The organism is Mycobacterium sp. Root135, from assembly GCF_001426545.1.
Taxonomy (GTDB): Bacteria; Actinomycetota; Actinomycetes; order Mycobacteriales; family Mycobacteriaceae; genus Mycobacterium.
In genome coordinates, this window is the sequence record NZ_LMEZ01000001.1 from 411,850 (window position 1) to 430,684 (window position 18,835).

Consider the following 18,835-nt stretch of genomic DNA (forward strand, 5'->3'; position numbering starts at 1 on the left):
TCCGCGAGTCGGGTGGTACCTAGTTCGGCGTAGGACGGCGCGAACCATGTCGGCGAATCACCCCGGCCAGCCTTCCCCTCGTCTCTTTACCGCCGTTAATCGGTGTCAACGGTGCGAGCGCCCTGGGGGATGCCGTTGTATCCCCAATCCAGGGCAGGGATCTCGCGCACCGCGATGTAGAAGATCGACGCGAGGTCGCCAAGGATGTCTTGCAACGCGTCGTAGGCATGGGCGATGAACGTCGCCTTCTCCTCGTCGGTGTTGATCTCGGCCGAGAGCAACACCTCGAGGTGACCACCCACTCCCGAAACCGCTGTGGCACCGACGTACCAGAACCGTTCGGGCTGCAAGTCGACGTTCATCACCGTGATCCGTGCGATCTTGCGCATGTCCTGCGCCAGCAGGTCGGTGATGGAGGTCGCCAGCCGGTTGACGGTCTCCTGGGGCAGGTCGGGCTTGTTGAGGGTGAGGTGCACGTAGGGCATGTCGTCTCCTGAGGGTGAGGACCAGTCGGGATAACTGGTCTAACTAGACCAGTCGAGCACCATGATTACTGGTCTGTCAAGACCAATGTTGGTAACGTGGGTCGCATGCCCATGAGAACTGGAACCCTCACCGCCAAGGGTGCGGCGACTCGCGAGCGCATCGTCGACGCGGCCGCAGAACTGTTCTACGCGCGCGGGGTAGCCGAGACCGGAAACGAGGACATTCGGCAACGAGCCCAGGTCAGCGGCTCGCAACTCAACCATTACTTCGCCAATCGCGAGGAACTCGTCAGGGCGGTCCTGTCGCGGCGAGCCATGGCCGCCGCAGACCCACAGCGCGTGCCTGGGCTCGGTCGACCTGCCACGTTGTCGGCGTTGCAGGAGTGGGCGGACGACTATGTCCGCGAGTGGGTTGACCGCCTCGGGGGTTGCAAAGTTGGCGCCATCGCCGCGGAAACGCTCAAGGGCGGCCTCGCTCTGGACGAAGATGTCGCTGCGGCCTTCGAATTGTGGCGCTCATCGTTGGAGCAGGGCCTGCTCACCATGCGCGCCGACGGGGTGCTGAGGGCCGACGCAAAGACTCGCGAGTTGAGCTTCGTCTTGCTGGCCGCCCTCCAAGGCGGGCTGCTGTTGACCCAGGTGACGCAGGATCCGCAACCCCTGCAGGCGTCGCTGAACGCCGCGGTGGCCACGGTCCGCGCATCGGCGACGCCAGACGCGACGCGCGGCGTCTGAATCGCCATCAGCGCCCACCGGGCCAGGCAGTGCGAGATGAGATACGAGACGGCGTGACTTCGGATCGCCGGCAGCGGACGGGGGCGTGCGCGCCGAACTCGCGCGGACCAACGTCGGCAGGGGACCGAAGGTCGACCTGATGCCGACTGAACGACGGCTGGCGAACCTGGCCGCCCACGGACTGGGCGACCAAGACATCGCCGACGCGACGCATACTAGCTTCACGACCGTCGAAAATGACCGCAGATCGCCGACCGTCAGTTTGATTGCGAAAGCCGCCAGACGCATGAGACCCGATATGAATCATGTTGATAGTCAGGGTACTTCGTGGATATAGCGTGGTTGACTGGAAACCCCCCATATTCACTTCGCTCGTATTCCCCGACCCCGCTTCTGCCACGGAGATCAGATGACTTGTCGACGTTTGGTCCTGGAACGAACCACTTTGGCTGCGGCCGAGCGCGCCGCTGCCCGCCACACCGAGATGGCCTCGGATCTGCCAGAGCCGCAGAACATTTCGCGGTTTTCATCAGCGGATCAGCCCGCAGGGACGACCGATGACGGCTGCGGTGTTGGAATGAACACCGATCGCGGGTGGACGGGCTTCGACGGCGGATCGTCAGGCGGATACGGCCGAAGTTGGTATGACAGATGTCTCCAGAGCCCTCAACGGCGCGGCTAATCGAGGGGCTGAACCAGCTGAGAGTCGAGCTTGAGGGGCTGAGGAGTCGCTGAGCACTTACGGGGCCAAAGGGCGGAGAACTCAAGCCGGATGAATTAGAGCTTAGGGGCAGGGGATCGAGCGGTGATCATCGGTTTGTTCGTGAGTTTGTGTATCGCTTTCGTCGTCTTCGTGGTCGTCGTCCCTGCCGTGCTTGGCGGTGTGGCAATACTGGTGGTCTGTCAACGACCCAGACGGCAGGGGGCTGTGCTGCGTGTTTCCGGCGCACCCCGGCTGGTATCCAGATCCGGTGTCGCCGGGCATGCTGCGCTACTTCGACGGCCAGTCGTGGACTTCGTTCGCCGCGCACTCTCAAGGGGCGCAATGAGATTCGGATCGTGATTCATCCGCTGAACACGGCGTACCTTGGTGGCCCGCCATATTCGATCCCGCCGTATTCGTCCCGATACGTGGCAGCGAATCGGACTGAACGCGACAGGGGAGATGCGCTGACGGCTGGCCATATCGCCATATGCGCCTGGCGGGGCAGCCCACCTTGCGGTGATCGACCCGGCGCGCTGGGCGGAGCGGGCACCGTGGAGATCGAACCTCGCTAACTCCGTCGCCTTCGTAGTCGAACACCTTCGGTTGGGTCGAGAAGGTGGTCACCTCGACGGAGATCGGCCGCTGCTGAACCAATCGCACGGCCACGTCGTGTTCACACCAAGCACCCGAGAGAAGGAATCCCCTTGATCATCCAGTCCTCGCACACTCCAGCTGACGCGACGAGTACTCGAACGTCGGCGCATGCCGGTGTCTTTGGCACGCGATGGCTCCGCGGAGCGGCCGTCGTACGCATCCTCTTCGGGGTCCTCTGGGCCTTCAACGCCAGCTTCAAGTGGCTGCCGGGATTCCGCGGGGGACAGACGCTCCCCGACGAACTCAGCAGAGCCGCCAAGGTCCACACGCCCGTCGTCCATCAATGGCTGCAACTGTGGAACACCGTCGCACTGGCCAACCCCGGCCTCTTCGCGACCGTGATGGCCGTCCTCGAGTCGCTCGCCGCCCTGGCCTTGATATTCGGTGTGCTGTCCAACGTCGCTTTCATCGGAACGGCGGTGTTGTCGTTCGGCATCTGGTCCGGAGCCGAGGGGTTTCACCTGCCCTTCCACGCTGGCATGACCGATCTCGGCCCGTCGGCGGGTTACGTATTCGCCTCCCTTGCGCTGTTCTTCGCCGCAGCGGGCTCGACGTGGAGCGTCGACACCTGGTTGCGGCCGCGGCTGGGTCGGTTCGCCTGGCTGGCCGCCCCGGCGCCGATCTGAGCCGGCGCACGCTCACTTACGAGCACCGAAACCCCCGTTGGCGAGATCGATCGATGGCAGATCGAATCTGAAAACCATTGATCTCCGGAATGTTTCGGCATGCAAGTGATGCGCTGCCGTAACTGCCCAACGGGATCGATGGGTCTCCGGCGGCCGCCGTTGGGGTCGCATAGTCCTGCAGCACAACGTGTAACGAGTTCTCACACGCCTGTCCCACGAGAAACTCACGGCAAACTAGTAACTTCACAGTGATTTTGGAGACGGCTGCCCATGCCTTCTCGGAGTTCCCTACAGAAAGCGAGATTCACGATGTCAGAAACCAAGCTCACGGTGATCTACGACAACCCCACCGACCCGGAGGCCTTTGAAACCGCCTATGTGGCCGAACAACTGGAGGCTGCCCGCAAGATTCCCGGATACCTTCGTCTCGAGGCGTCGAAGATCTGGCCGAAAGAAGATGGAACGCCGACACCGGCTTACCGGATGATTGACCTCTACTTCGCCGACTACGACGCCGCCTGCCTCGCCGTGACTACGGCCGAGGCCGGAACGTTCATTCAGGCGCTCTTCCAACTCGCCACTGGTGGAGTACGCATTCTGATGTCCGATGTCGAAGTCGCACGAGGCTGAAACACCAGATGACGCCGGTAGCGGGCCGACCCAACCAGGCACCGGAGTCGCACCACCGACACTGAGAACTGGCGTCGTGGGCTGATCTTCGCCGATTGGCTCCGTTGACCTTGCGACGATCTGGGCGCCAGGGTTCACCTTCTTTAGCCGACTTTGAGCAATGCCTAGCGGAGAGGCCTGTCAGTGATAGTTGCAGGGAGCAATGAAGTGCAGGAGTCCGTGCAGGGATCCGCGGCGAGTCGTCGGATTCTCCGCCACCACTGCAACGTGCCGTTGGAGCAACGGCGGGCGTCGGCCTGGCGTGCATTGCGTCGGCGGGCGAACGTGCATGCTGCCGTGGTGAATCCACGAGCGCGCATCGCCACGATGGCGCTGCTGAGCGGACTTGCAATCAGCTTGGTTTCGACTGTGGCGAGTCCGCAGGCGGCCGCCGCGCCAGGCGATCCGGCGCTGACGGATCAGCAGCGGCAGGCAATCGTCAGCGCGTTCGCGACGGCCATCGTGCACGATGACCACGCAGGTATCGCCGCCAACGCGGCGCCCGACATCGTCTGGACGATTCCTGGTTCGAGCGTCATATCGGGCCGGACGAGTGGGACCGACGCGGTCATGAAGTTGGCTGACGTCCTGACGCAGTACGACCTGCACATCGCAATTCAAGGATATGCATACGGAGTCGACACGGTCGCCGTCCGATTGCACGACAGTGGCGAGCGCAACGGGATGACGCTCGATCAGGATGTCGTCAACGTCTTGACCATTCGAGATGGCAAGGTAGCCAACGTCGCAGCGAACTTCGCGGACGTCGATCAGTTTGATGCCTATTTTTCCTAAGGGCAGGGCGACTTGCTCAGATTCCTTACTCCGTTGGCGGATCACGCACGGCAGATGATGGTTCCTGCCGGCGCCTCGTCAGGCTCGCCCGCCGACCGCCACAACAGCCCGTGCACCGGATCCAAGGTGTGACAACTCATCAGCGGCCGTGATTCATCTGATGCAATATGCAGTATTTACCGCTCGCCCGCCATATTTGAGTCCGCTGTGCTCTCGCCCATACTGTCGCCGTCAAACCCTGATTGAGACGGAGGGGGAGTGACGGCAATCTAGTAATACGAGCCGCCCGCATACGTCACTGGTGAAGTTGGTCAGGAACGTTGATCCAGTCTGAACTCGGCGTAGTTGACTGGTAATCCGCCACATTCGTTTCCGCCGTCCGACGCGCCCGCGCAATTCGGGGCTGTCGGTTACGACTATCCAAAAGAAACGTTGCATAACAGTACTTTTCACGCGAAAGAGCGGTGACCGGGGGCGGGGTCATCGCTCTTTCGCGTGGATTACGGGCTGCTAGACGCAGAAGGGGCCGATGCAGAGGCCGCCGTTGGGTTCCCAGCCACCGTTCCAGCCGCCGGGGACAGGACCGCGGTTGTTCCAGCCGCCGCCGTTGTTCCAACCGGGCCCGTTGTTCCAACCGGGCCCGTTGTTCCAACCGGGCCTGTTGTCCCAGCCGCCGCCGCGGCCGTGGTCACCGTTCCAGCCACCATGGTCGCCGTGGTCGGTGGCCCAGCTGGCCGGCACCGAGCCGCCGTGCCCCGGGCCGGTGTCCGCGCCGGCGACGCCGGTGCTGACGCCGAAGGCGCCCGCCGCGAGGCCACCCGCAACTGCTACACCGGCCAGAATCCGCTTAGCGTTCATGATCGATCATGTCCTTCCTCGTACCAAACGGTGGGTCAGCCGGAATTCGGGTGATCGCCGTAGCCATCGGGTTGGGTTTGTCCCGATCGGTCCCTACCTACAACCAACGACCTACCGGTTATATTGCTTAGCTATGTAAGTAACAGCTGTGGAACAGCGTCAGCGTCGGGAGGGCGGCCGCTGGTCCGCATTCGGATAGCCGGCGGAGACGGTCGGCTATCCGGCCTTTACCACGACAGCGACGTGATGATCGATAAGCTCACTACCGTCAGAAGATCGAACGTCCACGCCCGGGTCGGCGGGCCGACAGCGGAACAAGTCGTCGAGGTCGAGCGGGCGATGATGGCGTTTTTGGCCTTGCCTGCTGCGCAGCGCATCTTATTGGTAACCCGCGATATTCGTTCCCGCCGTATTCCTCCAGCTATGCCACAGCGAATCGCCCTAACACGACGGGAGGGGCACTGACTTGTGGGACAGATCGCCACTGGCGACCAAGCCGGGATCCGCTACCGCGGTCTGTAGGTCGATAGCGGTCCTCCCCGCGGGGGGAGACCGTCGCGGGCCTGCAACGACAGGGCCATCAGCGGTTTAAGCCGTGGGAGGAGCGTGTCGATTCCGGCACGGACCCTGGTCACCCGGGCCGCGGGGTGTACGGCGGTCACCGCGTCGTTCCGGTCGTCATTCTGACCGCGCTCTCATGAACGTTGTCGTTAAGCACGTGCCGTGGTGCGGCCCGCGGGCGCGAGGGGGACGGGCGCCCGGGTCAGCGGCGGGGTGTCGGGTCCGACAGCACGGCGCTGATGTAGGTCAGGTCGGCGAGTTCGGTCATCATCTCGTGGTCGGGCAGGGCGAAACCGTTGGCGGCGTGCAGGTCTACGGTGCCTCGGGCGGTGACCTGCCAGCCGGCGCCGCTCAGGTAAGCGGGCACCTGGGCGCGCTCACCTTGGTAGACGAGGTCGGTCCATTGGTCTGCCATGCCGTAGCGCTGCCAGCGCTGGGCGAAGTTGGCCATGCGGTCGTCGTCGGAGAGGATGCTGAGATCGGGAACGTGTTCGGTGGCCAGCGCGCTGCCGGGGGCACTGAGCGCGGTGATGTCGTCGAAGAGGCGGTCCTGGGCTTGCGGCGGCAAGTACACCAGCAGCCCTTCGGCGCTCCACGCCGTGGGTTGGTCGGGGTCGAAGCCCCGCTCGCGCAGGGCGGTGGACCAGTCCGCGCGCAGGTCGATGCCGACGGTGCGAAGCTCGGCGGTCGGGGTGGCACCCAACTCGGCCAGCGTGCGGGTCTTGAATTCGATGACTTGAGGCTGGTCGATTTCGTAGACCACCGTGCCAGCTGGCCAGGGCAGCCGGTAGGCGCGGGTGTCCAGGCCGCTGGCCAGGATCACGGCCTGCCGGATGCCTGCGGCCCCGGCCCGAAGGAAGAAGTCGTCGAAGAACCGGGTGCGAACGGTGACCTGTTCGGCCATCTGCTGACGGTTGAAGATTGGGTCGTCGGCGACCTCGTCGGCGTCCTCGCTGATCATGCGGGTGAAGGCGTCCAGACCAACGGCCCGGACCAGTGGTTCGGCGTAGGGGTCATCGAGTAGGGGCTCCGGTCCACGCGCTGCTAGCGCGCGGCCGGCGGCGACTCCGGTGGCGGTGGCTCCCACGCTGGAGGCCAGGTCCCAACTGTCGTGATCGGTGCGTGCCATGGTTGCGTCCTCTTTCGGGTCGTCTCGGATGGGTGAGGGAAAGCTGTAGGTGGTGGGGGTGGCTAGTGACTGCCGCGGTGATCGTTGTAATCACGTGTGGGTGCAGTTCTCCAGTGGTTCAGGGTTCAGGTGACCGTGTCGCCACACAGGATTTCGAGGCTCTCCAACAGGATTCGGGTCTGGTCGGGGGACAGGAGGCGAAGTCGCCGAGCCAGGCTGGGTCGAAGCCGCTCCCCGATGTCATCGGTGGTCTTTACACCGTTGTCCGTCAAACGAATCCGCGATCGTCGCGAGTCGGCGAGGTCAATCTCGCGGGTCACCAATCCCGAGTCGGCAAGCTTGGACAACGCCCTACTGAGAACTGACGGATTGAGTCCGAGATCGCTGACGAGGTCACTCGGAGTGTCGACGCCCAGTTTGACCGTGCGCAGGACCAGGAAGTCCACGAGGTCTAGATGTGCGGTAGCGACGACGTGCACGCGGGCGTCAGCCACGACCAATTTGTTGAGTCGGTAGAGCGCGTCGAGGAGCTGCAGCTCCGGAGCGTCGGTGTTAACCATAGGAGAAACCTAACATCTGATGATTATTGACAAAAGTCAACTATTGCGAGTTGAGTGTGGGCATGACCTATGACAGCACCACCACACCCGGCCGCATCGACTTTCACCACCACTTCATGCCGACCGGCATGCTCACCTCGGGGCTGTTCGGCGACACGTCCGGCTGGAAGTTCCAAAAGGACGAGGCCGGTTGGACACCGCAGGTCAGTGTGGACTTCATGGATCAGCTGCAGATCGATACTGCGATCCTGTCCATACCCAACGACATCGAATCGCGGCTCCCCGAGGACAAGCGTCGTCACGTCGCCCGCGAGTTGAATACGTTGACCCGTCAGACAATGGAAGACCACCCCGGACGGTTCGGTCTGTTTGCGCATCTTCCTACCCCGACGGACGTCGACGCCGCGCTGGAAGAGCTGACCTACGCCTTCGATGTGTTGGGGGCAGACGGAATCACCCTCACCAACGTCTACGGCGTCGGCGATGAGGCCCGATCCCTGGGCGACCCGATCTTCGAACCGCTGTGGGCCGAACTCGACCGTCGCCGCGCGCTGGTGTTCTTACACGGTGAGCAGACACCCGGTAGCAACCAGGCCCCGAGCGAGTTCTTGCCCACCCCGGTCAGTGAAACTCCGAATGAAACCTACAAGGGCGCAGCGGATCTCGTGACTAGCGGGCGCAAACGGCAGTTCCCGAACGTGAGGATCATCCTCTCCCATTCTGGCGGTAGCACACCAGTTCTCGCCGCTCGCGTCGCCGCATTGGGCGCGTTCCATCTCGGCTGCGAACTTAGTCCGGACGAAATCCTCGCCGACTTCCGGACGTTCTACTACGAGACCGCCCTATCAGGTTTCGAGACCAACCTGGTGGCTCTCGAGAGCTTCGTCGAGCCGGATCACATTCTCTTCGGTACCGACTTCCCGGCCGCCAACCCGAAAACCGTGAATTGGTTTACGAACAACGTAGACGCGTACTTCGAAGCTCGGCCCGAAATGCTCGCACGGGTCATGCGCGACAACGCATACAGCCTCTTGCCCCGGCTGACCACCGGAACCTCGGCGAATCAGTAGAAAAGGGGAACGAAGGTTCCAGTCGGCCGACTGCTCAACGGATTGTCCAGTCTGCAAACATTAGGTTGCAGCGGCCGACTTCCTCATCGCGTTACGTATCTCGCCCAGGTCCTGCCGGCTTCCGCGGCGTGCTTCTGGGTGACTTGGTCGCCGTGGCAGAGCATTTCGGCGACCAGGGAAGCGGGGGTCCCGGAGACGAGTGTTTGTAGGGCAGTGTTGCGTGCGCCTTGCAGGTTGATGCCGAGCGCCTTCAATCGCATCATGATGGTCTGCGGGTCAATGTGCCGGCCGGGTCGGTTGCTGGTGAAACGTCCGGATCAGATGGCGAGTAGTGGGCCGAGGCTGACTCGGAACGTCGGTGATTTACCTCTCGAACCCGGCGTACTTTATTGGTAACCCTGCGTATTCGATTCCTGCATATTCGTCCCCTGGCCAGCTCCGGCTCATTGACCACCGTCATCAGTCCTATCTCGAAGAGACTCTTCAGCACAGTGGCACTCGTCGTGGCAGACATCGCCGGCGAGCAGTAGGGCCGCGTCGCTCTGGGCAGCAGCCGCATCGTTGATCCCGATGACGCAGTGCTGGCTGGTCTCGGCCGATCCTCAGACAGTCGGACCCGTGATTGCCGACGTCGACCCGCGTCCGTGCCTTCGCGAGTTCGGCGACCAGGGCGTCCAGGAGCACGCCGCCGATGCCAACACCACGGCGCCCTGGTGCCACGGCGATGCACATTTCGGGCAGCGGCACACCGGCGGCATCGGTGCGCAACGGCGCGCTGCCGCAATACATTTCAGAAGCCAATTGCTCTGCATTGTAATCATTTTCACCCGACACCGTTGCTATGGACCATTAGCGTGACGACCTCCTTCGCGCTTCGTCACACCAGACGCGCACCCACCCTGGATCCGGCGACTTAACCTCACGGCAGGTTCCGTTGCGCTCCGTGGTCGTCGCTTTCGTCTTTTTCTCACCAGCGGACCGCCATCTTGTTAATCACCGCTTACGTCAAATGGGACTACGGCCGGATGCGAATCGGTATACCCTCGCGCTGAATCCGCCGGCCACCAGCGGGCGCGCCGAACAACTGGGGGAGCCATGTCCGATTTCGACGTCATCACTGCTGCCGACACGGCTCGCCAAAGTGCACTCGATGCAGCCATCACCGCAATTCAGACGCTGCAACAGGCCAGCGGCGAGGTGCCCGACGCCAACGACCCAACCGTTCAAGCCCTCATTCGCCAACTGTTCACCCCGTTGGACAGTAACTTTTGGTCCACTGTCGAACAGGCGTTGATCGCCATCGAATCGAACAAATCCTTCACCGGCTCCGCGCCTCTCGTCCCCGATCGTTCAGTGACCGACGACTTTGCACACGTTGACCCGTCGCTAGACCCGAACCTGGGAATCATCTTCGGTGAGCCGTTCTTCGAGGATGCCGACGAAACCTGCCAGCGGGAAGTGATTACCCACGAGTACTTTCACTTCGTCGTCGGTGCCCAGCATCATTACGGGACGACGTCGACCCTGGAAGCACTGGCGTGCCCGCATCATCTCACCGAGCTTGTCTTCGACATCGCCCTCGGCGAAGTCAACGGTTGCGACGACGGCTCCGCCTGCTTCTGAAGCCGACAGTTTGGGGGAGACATGGAACCGATGCGCGTCATCGCCCAGTGGCACCGGTTGTTCCACTATTTCGGACCTGACGAGGGGGACTCGGAACCATATCTGTGGACGATCGCGATCGTCTTCGACGGTTACTCACGAGCCGAAAGCACCCGCGCTGAGCGGCGTCCCGACGTGCCATTTCAGCCCGGGCAGCCACGGCAACATCGGTGGACCCGTCGGCCTCGGTGCAGCTTTGACCATCCCGCCCGCCGTCGGCCGCTTCGAAACCACCCTGCAGCCCATCGAATTGAAAGTCTTCGGGAGAACCTTCGAGGTGCCCGGGGTCGTCGTCCTCATGGCGGTACTGCTCGAAGAGAACGCGATGACCAACGATCAGGCCGAGGCCGGGCATCGAGCAATGAACGACTTCGTACGGGCCCAGCTAGCCCAGTTTCTCGCCGGGCTGAAGGTCGCCGACGTCATCGAGCCCGCGCAGCAGGCCATCGCGCAGGGCAAGGATCCGTCCACCGCGGTCACCTCAATCTTCTCGGCTCAACTTGACGCCATCAAGAAATCGGCGGGCCCCGTTGTCAAGCAGGCAGTCAAGAACTACGCGAGCGGCCTGAGCGCGTTATTTGCATGGCTGGATCCCGACGACCGCCTGGGAGTGGCCGTCAATTACTTCACCGCCAACGAGTTGGAGCCACTGCGCCACGACAGTCGCACAGAACTCTTGGAGCTATTCCACGATTCACCCGACGCCGCCCCGCTCGAATCGGGAACCTACGCCTTCAACATGAAGGGTGAGATCATGAAGGGTGAGATATGGGGTCCCGCTGCGATCACTTACACCCCCGTGACCGAAGAGGTACCCCCGGGCCGCTGGCGGGTCACCGGTACGCAAGATGGCTTCGTGTTCGGGACGCACAAGCGATTCACTAAGGATATCGGCGGGTCCCTTGGCGATAGCGCCCCGTGGCGTCTCGATTCGGCGAAGGCGATGCAGCTAATTCGGGACGGTACGCACACGTTCTACGTACAGGGGGATTCTGGCGTGCCTGCCGATATACAAATCGTGCCGAACGAGGACAACCCCAACTTCCCCTATCTGGGTACGGTGCCCGACAACGATCCAACCAACAACCTCAGCCGGTTGCCCGCCGCCATCACCCAAATCAGAAACGTCCAGGACAAGGTGCTGCAGGCGTTGATCCGCCTCGGCTACCCGGACGATCAACGCGGACACCGTTTCGGCACCCCCGCTGACTGGTCCCGGTTCCCCGCGCGCAGGGATGGGGGCAATCACCAAGGCCACCATGGCGGCGGCGGCGACCATCGACACGGTGCGGCTCGGGTTCCACCTGTTTGCCATCGTCTGTGGTCTCCCTACGACTCAGACCGCGTCCACGTCCCGGCGATCTCTTCGTGCATTCACAACCCCGCACTGCTACGCATGTCGGTAGTACGTAGTAGGGCCGTACGTATTCGGACCGTACATCACGCCGGCCCGGCGATGCGTTTGGTCACGGACTTTGGATCCGTGATGTGCAGAGCTGTAACGGTTTCGAGACATTGGCGTGCCGCAGATTGGCTCGCCGACCTTGGGGGCCTAGATTGGCTTCAGCTGTCCGACCTCGCAGCCGGTGCGAGACGTCGCCGTCGACCAGCAGGAGTGTGCCGTGCGAGTTCGGGGTTTCGGAGAACTCGAGGCCGTCGTGATGGACCGGGTGTGGGACCGCGTCGACGTGTGCACGGTCCGCGACATCTTCGACGAACTCGCCGCAGACCGGGTGATCGCCTACACCACCGTTCTCTCCACGATGGACAATCTTCACCGCAAGGGCTGGCTGGAACGCGAGCGGGTCGGCAAGGCCTACCACTATCGCCCGGCCCTGACCCGCGAAGAGCATTCCGCCAAGTTGATGCGGGATGCCTTCGAATCCGGCGGGGACACCAACCTGGTGCTGTCGCACTTCCTCGATCAGATGAACGACGCCGAATCGGCGCAGGTGAAGTCCACGCTTCGCCGCTTCATCAATCGTCGGGCGGGCTCGTGAGTGTCGCGGCGGGCCTCCTGCTGTACGCGGCGGTGATGAGTTGGTGGGGACCGCACGTGCTGGCCAAGATCACCGCCCGCGGAATCAACCCGCTTCTCGGCGTGACCGCCTGGCTGACCGCGGTCGTCGGCGTCCTGGGTGCCTGGGCGGCAGCGATGATCGTGTTGGCGCTCGACGCCGTGGACGCCCTCTCCAACAGTGTCGTCGGGACGATGTGTCTGGAGTTCCTCGGCCACTTCGGCCAGATCGACATGGCGCGCCCCGTCGCGGCGACCGTCGCCGTCACCCTCATCGCAACGTCCCTGGCGTTGTCGATCCTGTTCGGCCTCCGCACCGTCAGGACGCTGCGCGCGCTCCGAACGACTAGCCACGAGCACGCGATGGCAGCCCGCGTCGTCGGGCGGCCCACCCCATGGCCCGACGTGTTCGTCGTGAACGCCGACCAGGCCGCGGCCTACTGCGTATCCGGGCGTCCGCGCGCCATCGTCGTGACGAGTGCGGCGCTGGCAAGCCTCGAAGACGACCAACTGGCCGCAGTGCTGGCGCACGAGTACGCGCACCTGACCGGCCGTCACCACCAACTAATGATGGTGTTGCGTGCCGCCGCCGCCGGATTACCCTCGCTGCCGCTGCTGGCCGCCGGGCCCGACGCGGTGTCACGGCTTCTGGAGATGAACGCCGACGACAGCGCGGCTCGCCGCCACGGCCGGCACCCCCTGCTGTGCGGCATGGCGGCGCTCGTCGGCCGGCCCACGGTTCCAGCGGCGGCCCTCGGCGCAGCCCACACCGCCGTGCTCGACCGCGCGGCCCGCCTGGCTGCGCCCGCTCCTGCCGGTGTGCGGTGGCGCGATCGGGTCACGCTGTGGGCGGCGATCAGCTTGACGATCGCGGTCCCGGTCTTCACCAGCGCGCTCTGCCACCACTGACCGAAGTCCCGAAACTGAAGGTATACCCCTTAGGGGTATGAGCTCCGGTGCCGTATGCTGGCAGTCGTGATGAACGTGCGTGGTGTGGCACCGTTGCCCGCCGTCGCGCGACTCCTCCTCTTGGTGGCCCTGGTGGGTGGAATCATCACGATGCACGCCGTGACGTTCACCCTCGGCCACGACCACGACGCGCAGACCGCGATGGCACCGACGAGCCAGCACCACACCACCGGCGGGCACGCCGCCCCGGCGCCCGCACCCTGTGACGGCGACGACTGCGGCCAGCACCACACCGCGCTGCATGGCTGCGTCTTCATCATGTCTGCCATCGCCATCATCGCCGCTCTGGCGATGCTGTGCTGGATCGGAACCCGCAGCTCAGTGCTCGTCGCGCCGAAGATTCGGCACGGCCACCGCCGCCGACAGCGCGCACCACCCTGGACCGTGCTCACCCTTCACCAACTGTCGATTCTGCGGGTCTGACAGGTAGTCACGCGTGGCCGCTCATCGTGAGCGGCTCACCCATCGACACCTGTCTTCGTTCACTCCAGTCATCGACACTTCGTAGAAGGAAACCAGTCATGTTCAGTTCAACCATTGCCGTCAAGTCCACCGTGCTTGCTGCCGCCATGGCAGCAACCCTGGCCGTTGCCGGCTGTACCAACACCACGTCCGACACCTCGACATCACCGACCGTCTCCAGTTCCACCGCGATGAGCGGATCGATGCCCGGAATGGATCACGGAGACTCGTCGGCATCAGCGGCGCCCAGTGCCACCCGCACCGACTTCAACGACGCCGACGTGATGTTCCTGCAGATGATGTACCCCCACCACTCGCAGGCCGTCGACATGGCCAAGCTCGTGCCGAGCCGATCCCAGAATCAGCAGCTCATCACTTTGGCTCAGAACATCGAGAAGGCTCAAGGGCCCGAGATGACTCAAATGACCGGCCTGCTCACCAGTTTCGGCAAGCCCGCGCCGTCACCAGACATGTCCGGCCATGACATGCCCGGTATGGGAGGCATGCCGGGCATGATGTCCGCAGAGCAGATGAACAACCTCACCGGGTTGTCGGGCAAGGCCTTCGACCAGGCGTGGCTGCAGATGATGATCGACCATCACAGCGGCGCCATCGACATGTCCAACACGGAGCTGCGCGACGGGACCAACCCGGATGCCAAGAAGCTGGCCCAGGCGATCATCGCCAACCAACAGGCGGAGATCACCCAGATGCGGGGCATGCTCGGGAGCTAACCCTCGGCCACCGAGGAGGGGTGCTCGGCGGACAACCGTCCGCCGAGCACCTAGCCGGCAATCGATCGGCCACGCCAGCACGACGATCGCACCTCCCGTCTCAACGACTCCCCACGTATCAGTCGAGCGCGCACATCGAGCCGGCGGTTCGTCAGGCGTCCCCGGAATTCCACGTCGCTGAACGCCGCACGCAGCCCCGGGCTGTCCGTCACTTGACGACTCGATACCCCTTGGGGGTATGGTGGTGTCATACCCCCAGGGGGTACACGACGAGAACGGAGCATCGCATGGAACACGCCGCACCCGGATATCTCCAGTCCAAGGACGCCCACCTGAAACGCCTCAGCCGCATCGAAGGACAGGTTCGCGGGTTGGCGCGGATGGTGGAGAACGACAGCTACTGCATCGACGTCCTCACCCAGATCTCCGCCGCCACCAAGGCCCTGGAATCCGTGGCACTCGCGCTCCTCGACGAGCACCTCACCCACTGCGTCAGCGCCGCGGTCCAGCAAGGCGGCGACATCGCCGACCAGAAGATCAGCGAGGCATCAGCGGCCATCGCCCGCCTCGTCCGCTCCTGACCAAAACTGCTCTCCCACAACCCGCTTCACCACTCGAAGGACGTCACATGACCAACCTGGACCTACGCGAACCGCTACCGCTGCTACAAACACAAGACAGCGGTTGCGCGTGCTGCGTGCCCCGCACCACGTCCGGCCCGAGCACGACAACCCACGCCACCGGAACCCGGGACAGCACCGTCACCGCGTTCGCCGTCACCGGAATGACCTGCGGCCATTGCGTCATCGCCGTGACCGAAGAAATCTCCGCAATCCCCGGCGTCACCGACGTGACCGTCGACCTCGCACCGGGCGCCACGTCGACGGTGCGAGTCACCAGCACCGACGGCATCACCGGTGAGCAGATCGCCGCTGCCCTCGACGAAGCGGGCGACTACCACCTCGCCTCCACTGATTGACCCATTCAGCGACCGCACCCGCATTCGCACCCACGAAGGGACAGGACATGAGCACCACCGATCACATCGCTGACCTCGCGCTGCCGCGCAGTATCGAGCTGTCGATCGGCGGCATGACCTGCGCGTCGTGCGCGGCCCGGATCGAAAAGAAACTCAACAAACTCGACGGCGTCAGCGCCACCGTCAACTACGCCACCGAAAAGGCCAAGATCAGCTACCCGGACTCCGTGGAGCCCGCCGATCTGATCGCCACCGTCGCGGCCACCGGCTACACGGCAACGGCACCCACCACGACATCCCACGAACCCGGTGCCGACGCCGACGCCGTGCAGACTGCACCCGACGAGACTGCCGCGTTGCGAACCCGCCTGCTGGTCTCACTGGTGCTGACCGTTCCGGTCATCGCGTTGTCGATGATCCCGATCCTGCAGTTCACCAACTGGCAATGGCTTGCTCTCACGCTCGCCTCACCCGTCGTGGTGTGGGGCGCGCTGCCGTTCCACCGCGCCGCCTGGGCCAACGCGCGCCACGGCGCTGCCACCATGGACACTCTGATATCCCTGGGCGTCGGCGCCGCCTACCTATGGTCACTGTGGGCGCTGTTCTTAGGGCATGCCGGCATGCCCGGCATGCGCATGTCATTCAGCCTGCTACCCGACGCGACGTCGGGTAGTGAACACATCTACCTCGAAGTCGCCGCCGCCGTCACCGTCTTCATCCTGGCCGGCCGCTACTTCGAAGCACGCGCCAAGTCCCGGTCCGGAGCCGCGCTGAAGGCGCTGCTGGACATGGGCGCCAAGGACGTCGCCGTGATACGCGGCGGCACCGAAACCCGCATCCCCACAGCACAACTCGCGGTCGGCGACATGTTCATCGTCCGACCCGGCGAAAAGATTGCCACCGACGGGGTCATCGCCGAGGGCGCCTCAGCGGTCGACGCCTCGATGCTCACCGGCGAGCCAGTGCCCGTCGAAGTCCGCCCCGGCGACCACGTCACCGGAGCCACCGTCAACGCCGGCGGTCGACTCGTCGTCGAGGCCACCCGCATCGGCGCCGACACCCAACTCGCCCAAATGGCGCGCCTCATTGAGGACGCCCAGAACGGGAAAGCTTCCGTCCAACGCCTCGCCGACCGGGTCTCGGCCATCTTCGTCCCCATCGTCATCTCCCTGTCGGTGCTGACGCTGGCCGCGTGGCTGGCGACGGGCCACCCAGCCACCGCAGCATTCACCGCTGCCGTCGCCGTCCTGATCATCGCCTGCCCCTGCGCCTTAGGGTTGGCGACACCGACCGCCCTGCTCGTCGGCACCGGCCGCGGCGCCCAACTCGGCATCCTCATCAAGGGGCCGCAAGTGTTGGAGTCCACCCGCCGCGTCGACACCGTCGTGCTCGACAAGACCGGCACCGTCACCGCCGGCCGAATGAGCCTCATTGGCGTGCACCCTGCCGACGGAGAAACATCCACGCAGGCCCTCACCCTCGCGGGAGCACTCGAGGCCGCCTCCCAGCACCCGATCGGTCACGCGATCGCGGTGGCCGCCGCACCCACCGACGGGACTTCGCTGCCCCCGGTCGAGGGCTTCACTTCCCACGACGGCCACGGAGTAAGCGGTGTCGTCGACGGGCACGCCGTGCTCGTCGGGCGGCGCAGCTGGCTCACCGACGACTGGTCGCTCACCACCCCCACAGTCCTGCTCGACGCCGCCGAGGCGGCCGAAGAACACGGCCACACCCCGGTGTGGGTGGCCTGGGACGGAGCGATGCGCGCGGTGATCGTCGTCGCGGACACGGTCAAGGACACTGCCGCCGACGCGATCGCTCAGCTCCGCCAGCTCGGTCTACGCCCCTACCTCCTCACTGGGGACAACCGGCGCGCCGCCCACGCGGTCGCCGCGCAAGTGGGCATCGACGCCTCCGACGTCATCGCCGAAGTCCTGCCCGCCGACAAGGTCAACGTCGTCAAGGACTTGCAGGCCCGGGGGCACATCGTGGCCATGGTCGGCGACGGCGTCAACGACGCGGCCGCACTCGTTCAGGCCGATCTGGGACTGGCCATGGGAACCGGCACCGACGTCGCCATTGAGGCGTCGGACCTGACGTTGGTGCGCGGCGATCTACGCGCGGCCGCCGACGCCATCCGCCTGTCCCGAGCCACACTAAAGACCATCAAGGGCAACCTCTTCTGGGCGTTCGCCTACAACGTCGCCGCGCTGCCGCTGGCAGCGCTGGGACTACTCAACCCGCTCATCGCCGGAGCCGCCATGGCGTTCAGCTCGGTCTTCGTGGTCAGCAACAGCCTCCGACTGCGCCGCTTCGCCACCACCGCCAACAACCAGACATCGGCAGCCGCCACCGCCACCATAACCACGCGCACACCGGCCGCGACCACGCGGTAAACGGTCGCCGTCCACGCTGTCATGACCGAGCAGCCCTGGCAGGGATCGGCGCTACTGCGGCCCGGCGTGCTGGCGTTCACCGGAGCCATCGGCGTCACCGACCCCCACGCCCATCACGCCGTCCAGATCATGACCGCACCGACGGCGATGACCATCGTGGACGTCAACGGCGCCTGCCACCGCGGCACCAAGGTCATCGTGCCCGCCGATGCAACGCATCGGATCGACACCGGTGCGGCACGGGGCATCCTAGTGTTCCTGGATGCCGAGTCCACCGCCGGCCGCGCGGCCCACCACCGCGGCATCTACCACGGATGGACTAGCGGGCCCGTCCTAGGCCACACCCGTGAGCGCACTCTGGGCGCCGTCGTAACCGACCTGATCAGCCAGCTGACACCCGTTCACACCGGGCCGGTTCCGCAACGGCACCCCGCCGTCCTCGCCACGCTGGGCCTGTTGGCGAATCCCGCCGGCCCGGGCGCGGTGCGCGGCACCGAGGTGGCCGCTCAAGTCGGCGTCTCGGCCAGCCGTTTGACGCACCTGTTCACCGAAGAGGTCGGAATACCGTTGCGCCGCTACGTGTTATGGCGGAGATTGCACATCGCAATCACCCGTGTCCAGGCCGGCGACGATCTGACCGACGCCGCCCACGCAGCCGGCTTCGCCGACAGCGCCCATCTCAGCCGAACATGTCGTGACACCTTCGGCTTGCCGCCCTCGCTGCTGAGCAGGCACATACGTTGGGACATCGACACCAGGGTTTAGCCG

The 18,835-nt window shown here is 64.4% G+C and carries 19 protein-coding genes and 1 pseudogene; 16 read left to right on the plus strand and 4 right to left on the minus strand.

The features are described 5' to 3' along the window. Window positions 1–95: 95 nt before the first annotated feature. Window positions 96–485, minus strand: a complete 390-nt coding sequence (locus tag ASD37_RS02050) for a hypothetical protein (RefSeq protein ID WP_056547304.1) — start codon at window positions 483–485, stop codon at window positions 96–98. A 105-nt stretch (window positions 486–590) separates the two neighbouring features. Between ASD37_RS02050 and ASD37_RS02055 the strand changes: the two genes are divergently transcribed. The 5 genes from ASD37_RS02055 to ASD37_RS02070 all read left to right on the plus strand — a co-directional run bounded on the left by ASD37_RS02055 (window position 591) and on the right by ASD37_RS02070 (window position 4,670). Further along, the gene (locus tag ASD37_RS02055) at window positions 591–1,220 is read left to right on the plus strand and encodes a TetR/AcrR family transcriptional regulator (RefSeq protein WP_082569900.1); all 630 of its coding nucleotides are present in this window, start codon (window positions 591–593) and stop codon (window positions 1,218–1,220) included. A gap of 935 nt (window positions 1,221–2,155) precedes the next feature. Continuing rightward, window positions 2,156–2,269 carry a DUF2510 domain-containing protein gene (locus ASD37_RS32645; RefSeq protein ID WP_082569901.1) on the plus strand — a complete coding sequence of 38 codons (114 nt, stop codon included), beginning with the start codon at window positions 2,156–2,158 and terminating at the stop codon, window positions 2,267–2,269. Window positions 2,270–2,630: 361 nt separating this feature from the next. Further along, a complete protein-coding gene (locus ASD37_RS02060; RefSeq protein WP_056547309.1) occupies window positions 2,631–3,206 on the plus strand; it encodes a hypothetical protein in 576 nt (191 codons plus the stop codon). Between the two features lie 309 nt (window positions 3,207–3,515). Continuing rightward, entirely contained in the window at window positions 3,516–3,836 is a 321-nt protein-coding gene (locus ASD37_RS02065; RefSeq protein ID WP_056547313.1) for an EthD family reductase, read from the plus strand. A 207-nt stretch (window positions 3,837–4,043) separates the two neighbouring features. Further along, window positions 4,044–4,670 carry a nuclear transport factor 2 family protein gene (locus ASD37_RS02070; protein ID WP_156720691.1) on the plus strand — a complete coding sequence of 209 codons (627 nt, stop codon included), beginning with the start codon at window positions 4,044–4,046 and terminating at the stop codon, window positions 4,668–4,670. Window positions 4,671–5,180: 510 nt separating this feature from the next. Here the strand turns inward: ASD37_RS02070 and ASD37_RS02075 are convergent. From ASD37_RS02075 to ASD37_RS02085, 3 genes are all read right to left on the minus strand, one after another. Beyond that, window positions 5,181–5,528 (minus strand): hypothetical protein, encoded by a 348-nt coding sequence (locus tag ASD37_RS02075; RefSeq protein WP_056547326.1) that lies wholly within the window; start codon window positions 5,526–5,528, stop codon window positions 5,181–5,183. A 763-nt stretch (window positions 5,529–6,291) separates the two neighbouring features. Beyond that, window positions 6,292–7,218: a class I SAM-dependent methyltransferase gene (locus tag ASD37_RS02080; RefSeq protein ID WP_056547329.1), complete on the minus strand. Its 927-nt coding sequence runs from the start codon at window positions 7,216–7,218 to the stop codon at window positions 6,292–6,294. 125 nt (window positions 7,219–7,343) lie between these two features. Continuing rightward, entirely contained in the window at window positions 7,344–7,778 is a 435-nt protein-coding gene (locus tag ASD37_RS02085) for a MarR family winged helix-turn-helix transcriptional regulator (RefSeq protein ID WP_056547331.1), read from the minus strand. 62 nt (window positions 7,779–7,840) lie between these two features. On the opposite strand from ASD37_RS02085, the gene ASD37_RS02090 reads away from it, so the two are divergent. The 11 genes and pseudogenes from ASD37_RS02090 (at window position 7,841) to ASD37_RS02145 (ending at window position 18,832) form a co-directional block, all read left to right on the plus strand. Further along, the gene (locus ASD37_RS02090) at window positions 7,841–8,848 is read left to right on the plus strand and encodes an amidohydrolase family protein (RefSeq protein ID WP_056547335.1); all 1,008 of its coding nucleotides are present in this window, start codon (window positions 7,841–7,843) and stop codon (window positions 8,846–8,848) included. A 1,095-nt stretch (window positions 8,849–9,943) separates the two neighbouring features. Beyond that, window positions 9,944–10,471 carry a hypothetical protein gene (locus ASD37_RS02100; protein WP_056547341.1) on the plus strand — a complete coding sequence of 176 codons (528 nt, stop codon included), beginning with the start codon at window positions 9,944–9,946 and terminating at the stop codon, window positions 10,469–10,471. A gap of 793 nt (window positions 10,472–11,264) precedes the next feature. Next, window positions 11,265–11,600, plus strand: a pseudogene (locus tag ASD37_RS32650) (hypothetical protein); the annotation flags it as partial. Window positions 11,601–12,132: 532 nt separating this feature from the next. Beyond that, entirely contained in the window at window positions 12,133–12,510 is a 378-nt protein-coding gene (locus ASD37_RS02110; protein ID WP_056549670.1) for a BlaI/MecI/CopY family transcriptional regulator, read from the plus strand. Continuing rightward, window positions 12,507–13,436, plus strand: a complete 930-nt coding sequence (locus ASD37_RS02115; protein ID WP_056547347.1) for a M56 family metallopeptidase — start codon at window positions 12,507–12,509, stop codon at window positions 13,434–13,436. Before ASD37_RS02110 ends, ASD37_RS02115 begins: the two co-directional genes overlap by 4 nt. A gap of 69 nt (window positions 13,437–13,505) precedes the next feature. Further along, a complete protein-coding gene (locus ASD37_RS02120; RefSeq protein WP_235567996.1) occupies window positions 13,506–13,919 on the plus strand; it encodes a DUF6153 family protein in 414 nt (137 codons plus the stop codon). A 98-nt stretch (window positions 13,920–14,017) separates the two neighbouring features. Next, complete coding sequence (locus ASD37_RS02125; RefSeq protein ID WP_056547361.1) at window positions 14,018–14,692, plus strand: DUF305 domain-containing protein; 675 nt, start codon at window positions 14,018–14,020, stop codon at window positions 14,690–14,692. A 287-nt stretch (window positions 14,693–14,979) separates the two neighbouring features. After that, entirely contained in the window at window positions 14,980–15,273 is a 294-nt protein-coding gene (locus ASD37_RS02130) for a metal-sensitive transcriptional regulator (protein WP_056547365.1), read from the plus strand. A 47-nt stretch (window positions 15,274–15,320) separates the two neighbouring features. Then, window positions 15,321–15,671 (plus strand): heavy-metal-associated domain-containing protein, encoded by a 351-nt coding sequence (locus ASD37_RS30785; RefSeq protein WP_082569902.1) that lies wholly within the window; start codon window positions 15,321–15,323, stop codon window positions 15,669–15,671. A 47-nt stretch (window positions 15,672–15,718) separates the two neighbouring features. Then, window positions 15,719–18,067, plus strand: a complete 2,349-nt coding sequence (locus ASD37_RS02140) for a cation-translocating P-type ATPase (protein WP_056549674.1) — start codon at window positions 15,719–15,721, stop codon at window positions 18,065–18,067. A gap of 21 nt (window positions 18,068–18,088) precedes the next feature. Beyond that, window positions 18,089–18,832 carry an AraC family transcriptional regulator gene (locus tag ASD37_RS02145; RefSeq protein ID WP_056547368.1) on the plus strand — a complete coding sequence of 248 codons (744 nt, stop codon included), beginning with the start codon at window positions 18,089–18,091 and terminating at the stop codon, window positions 18,830–18,832. Window positions 18,833–18,835: the final 3 nt, after the last annotated feature.

Bases quoted from the DNA above. Each gene is read 5' to 3' on its own strand.
- ASD37_RS02120 (WP_235567996.1), top strand. From the start codon at position 13,506: ATGAACGTGCGTGGTGTGGCACCGTTGCCCGCCGTCGCGCGACTCCTC.
- ASD37_RS02075 (WP_056547326.1), bottom strand. From the start codon at position 5,528: ATGAACGCTAAGCGGATTCTGGCCGGTGTAGCAGTTGCGGGTGGCCTC.
- ASD37_RS02055 (WP_082569900.1), top strand. From the start codon at position 591: ATGCCCATGAGAACTGGAACCCTCACCGCCAAGGGTGCGGCGACTCGC.
- ASD37_RS02145 (WP_056547368.1), top strand. From the start codon at position 18,089: ATGACCGAGCAGCCCTGGCAGGGATCGGCGCTACTGCGGCCCGGCGTG.
- ASD37_RS02125 (WP_056547361.1), top strand. From the start codon at position 14,018: ATGTTCAGTTCAACCATTGCCGTCAAGTCCACCGTGCTTGCTGCCGCC.
- ASD37_RS02130 (WP_056547365.1), top strand. From the start codon at position 14,980: ATGGAACACGCCGCACCCGGATATCTCCAGTCCAAGGACGCCCACCTG.
- ASD37_RS02065 (WP_056547313.1), top strand. From the start codon at position 3,516: ATGTCAGAAACCAAGCTCACGGTGATCTACGACAACCCCACCGACCCG.
- ASD37_RS02080 (WP_056547329.1), bottom strand. From the start codon at position 7,218: ATGGCACGCACCGATCACGACAGTTGGGACCTGGCCTCCAGCGTGGGA.
- ASD37_RS02090 (WP_056547335.1), top strand. From the start codon at position 7,841: ATGACCTATGACAGCACCACCACACCCGGCCGCATCGACTTTCACCAC.
- ASD37_RS02050 (WP_056547304.1), bottom strand. From the start codon at position 485: ATGCCCTACGTGCACCTCACCCTCAACAAGCCCGACCTGCCCCAGGAG.
- ASD37_RS30785 (WP_082569902.1), top strand. From the start codon at position 15,321: ATGACCAACCTGGACCTACGCGAACCGCTACCGCTGCTACAAACACAA.
- ASD37_RS02100 (WP_056547341.1), top strand. From the start codon at position 9,944: ATGTCCGATTTCGACGTCATCACTGCTGCCGACACGGCTCGCCAAAGT.
- ASD37_RS02140 (WP_056549674.1), top strand. From the start codon at position 15,719: ATGAGCACCACCGATCACATCGCTGACCTCGCGCTGCCGCGCAGTATC.
- ASD37_RS02085 (WP_056547331.1), bottom strand. From the start codon at position 7,778: ATGGTTAACACCGACGCTCCGGAGCTGCAGCTCCTCGACGCGCTCTAC.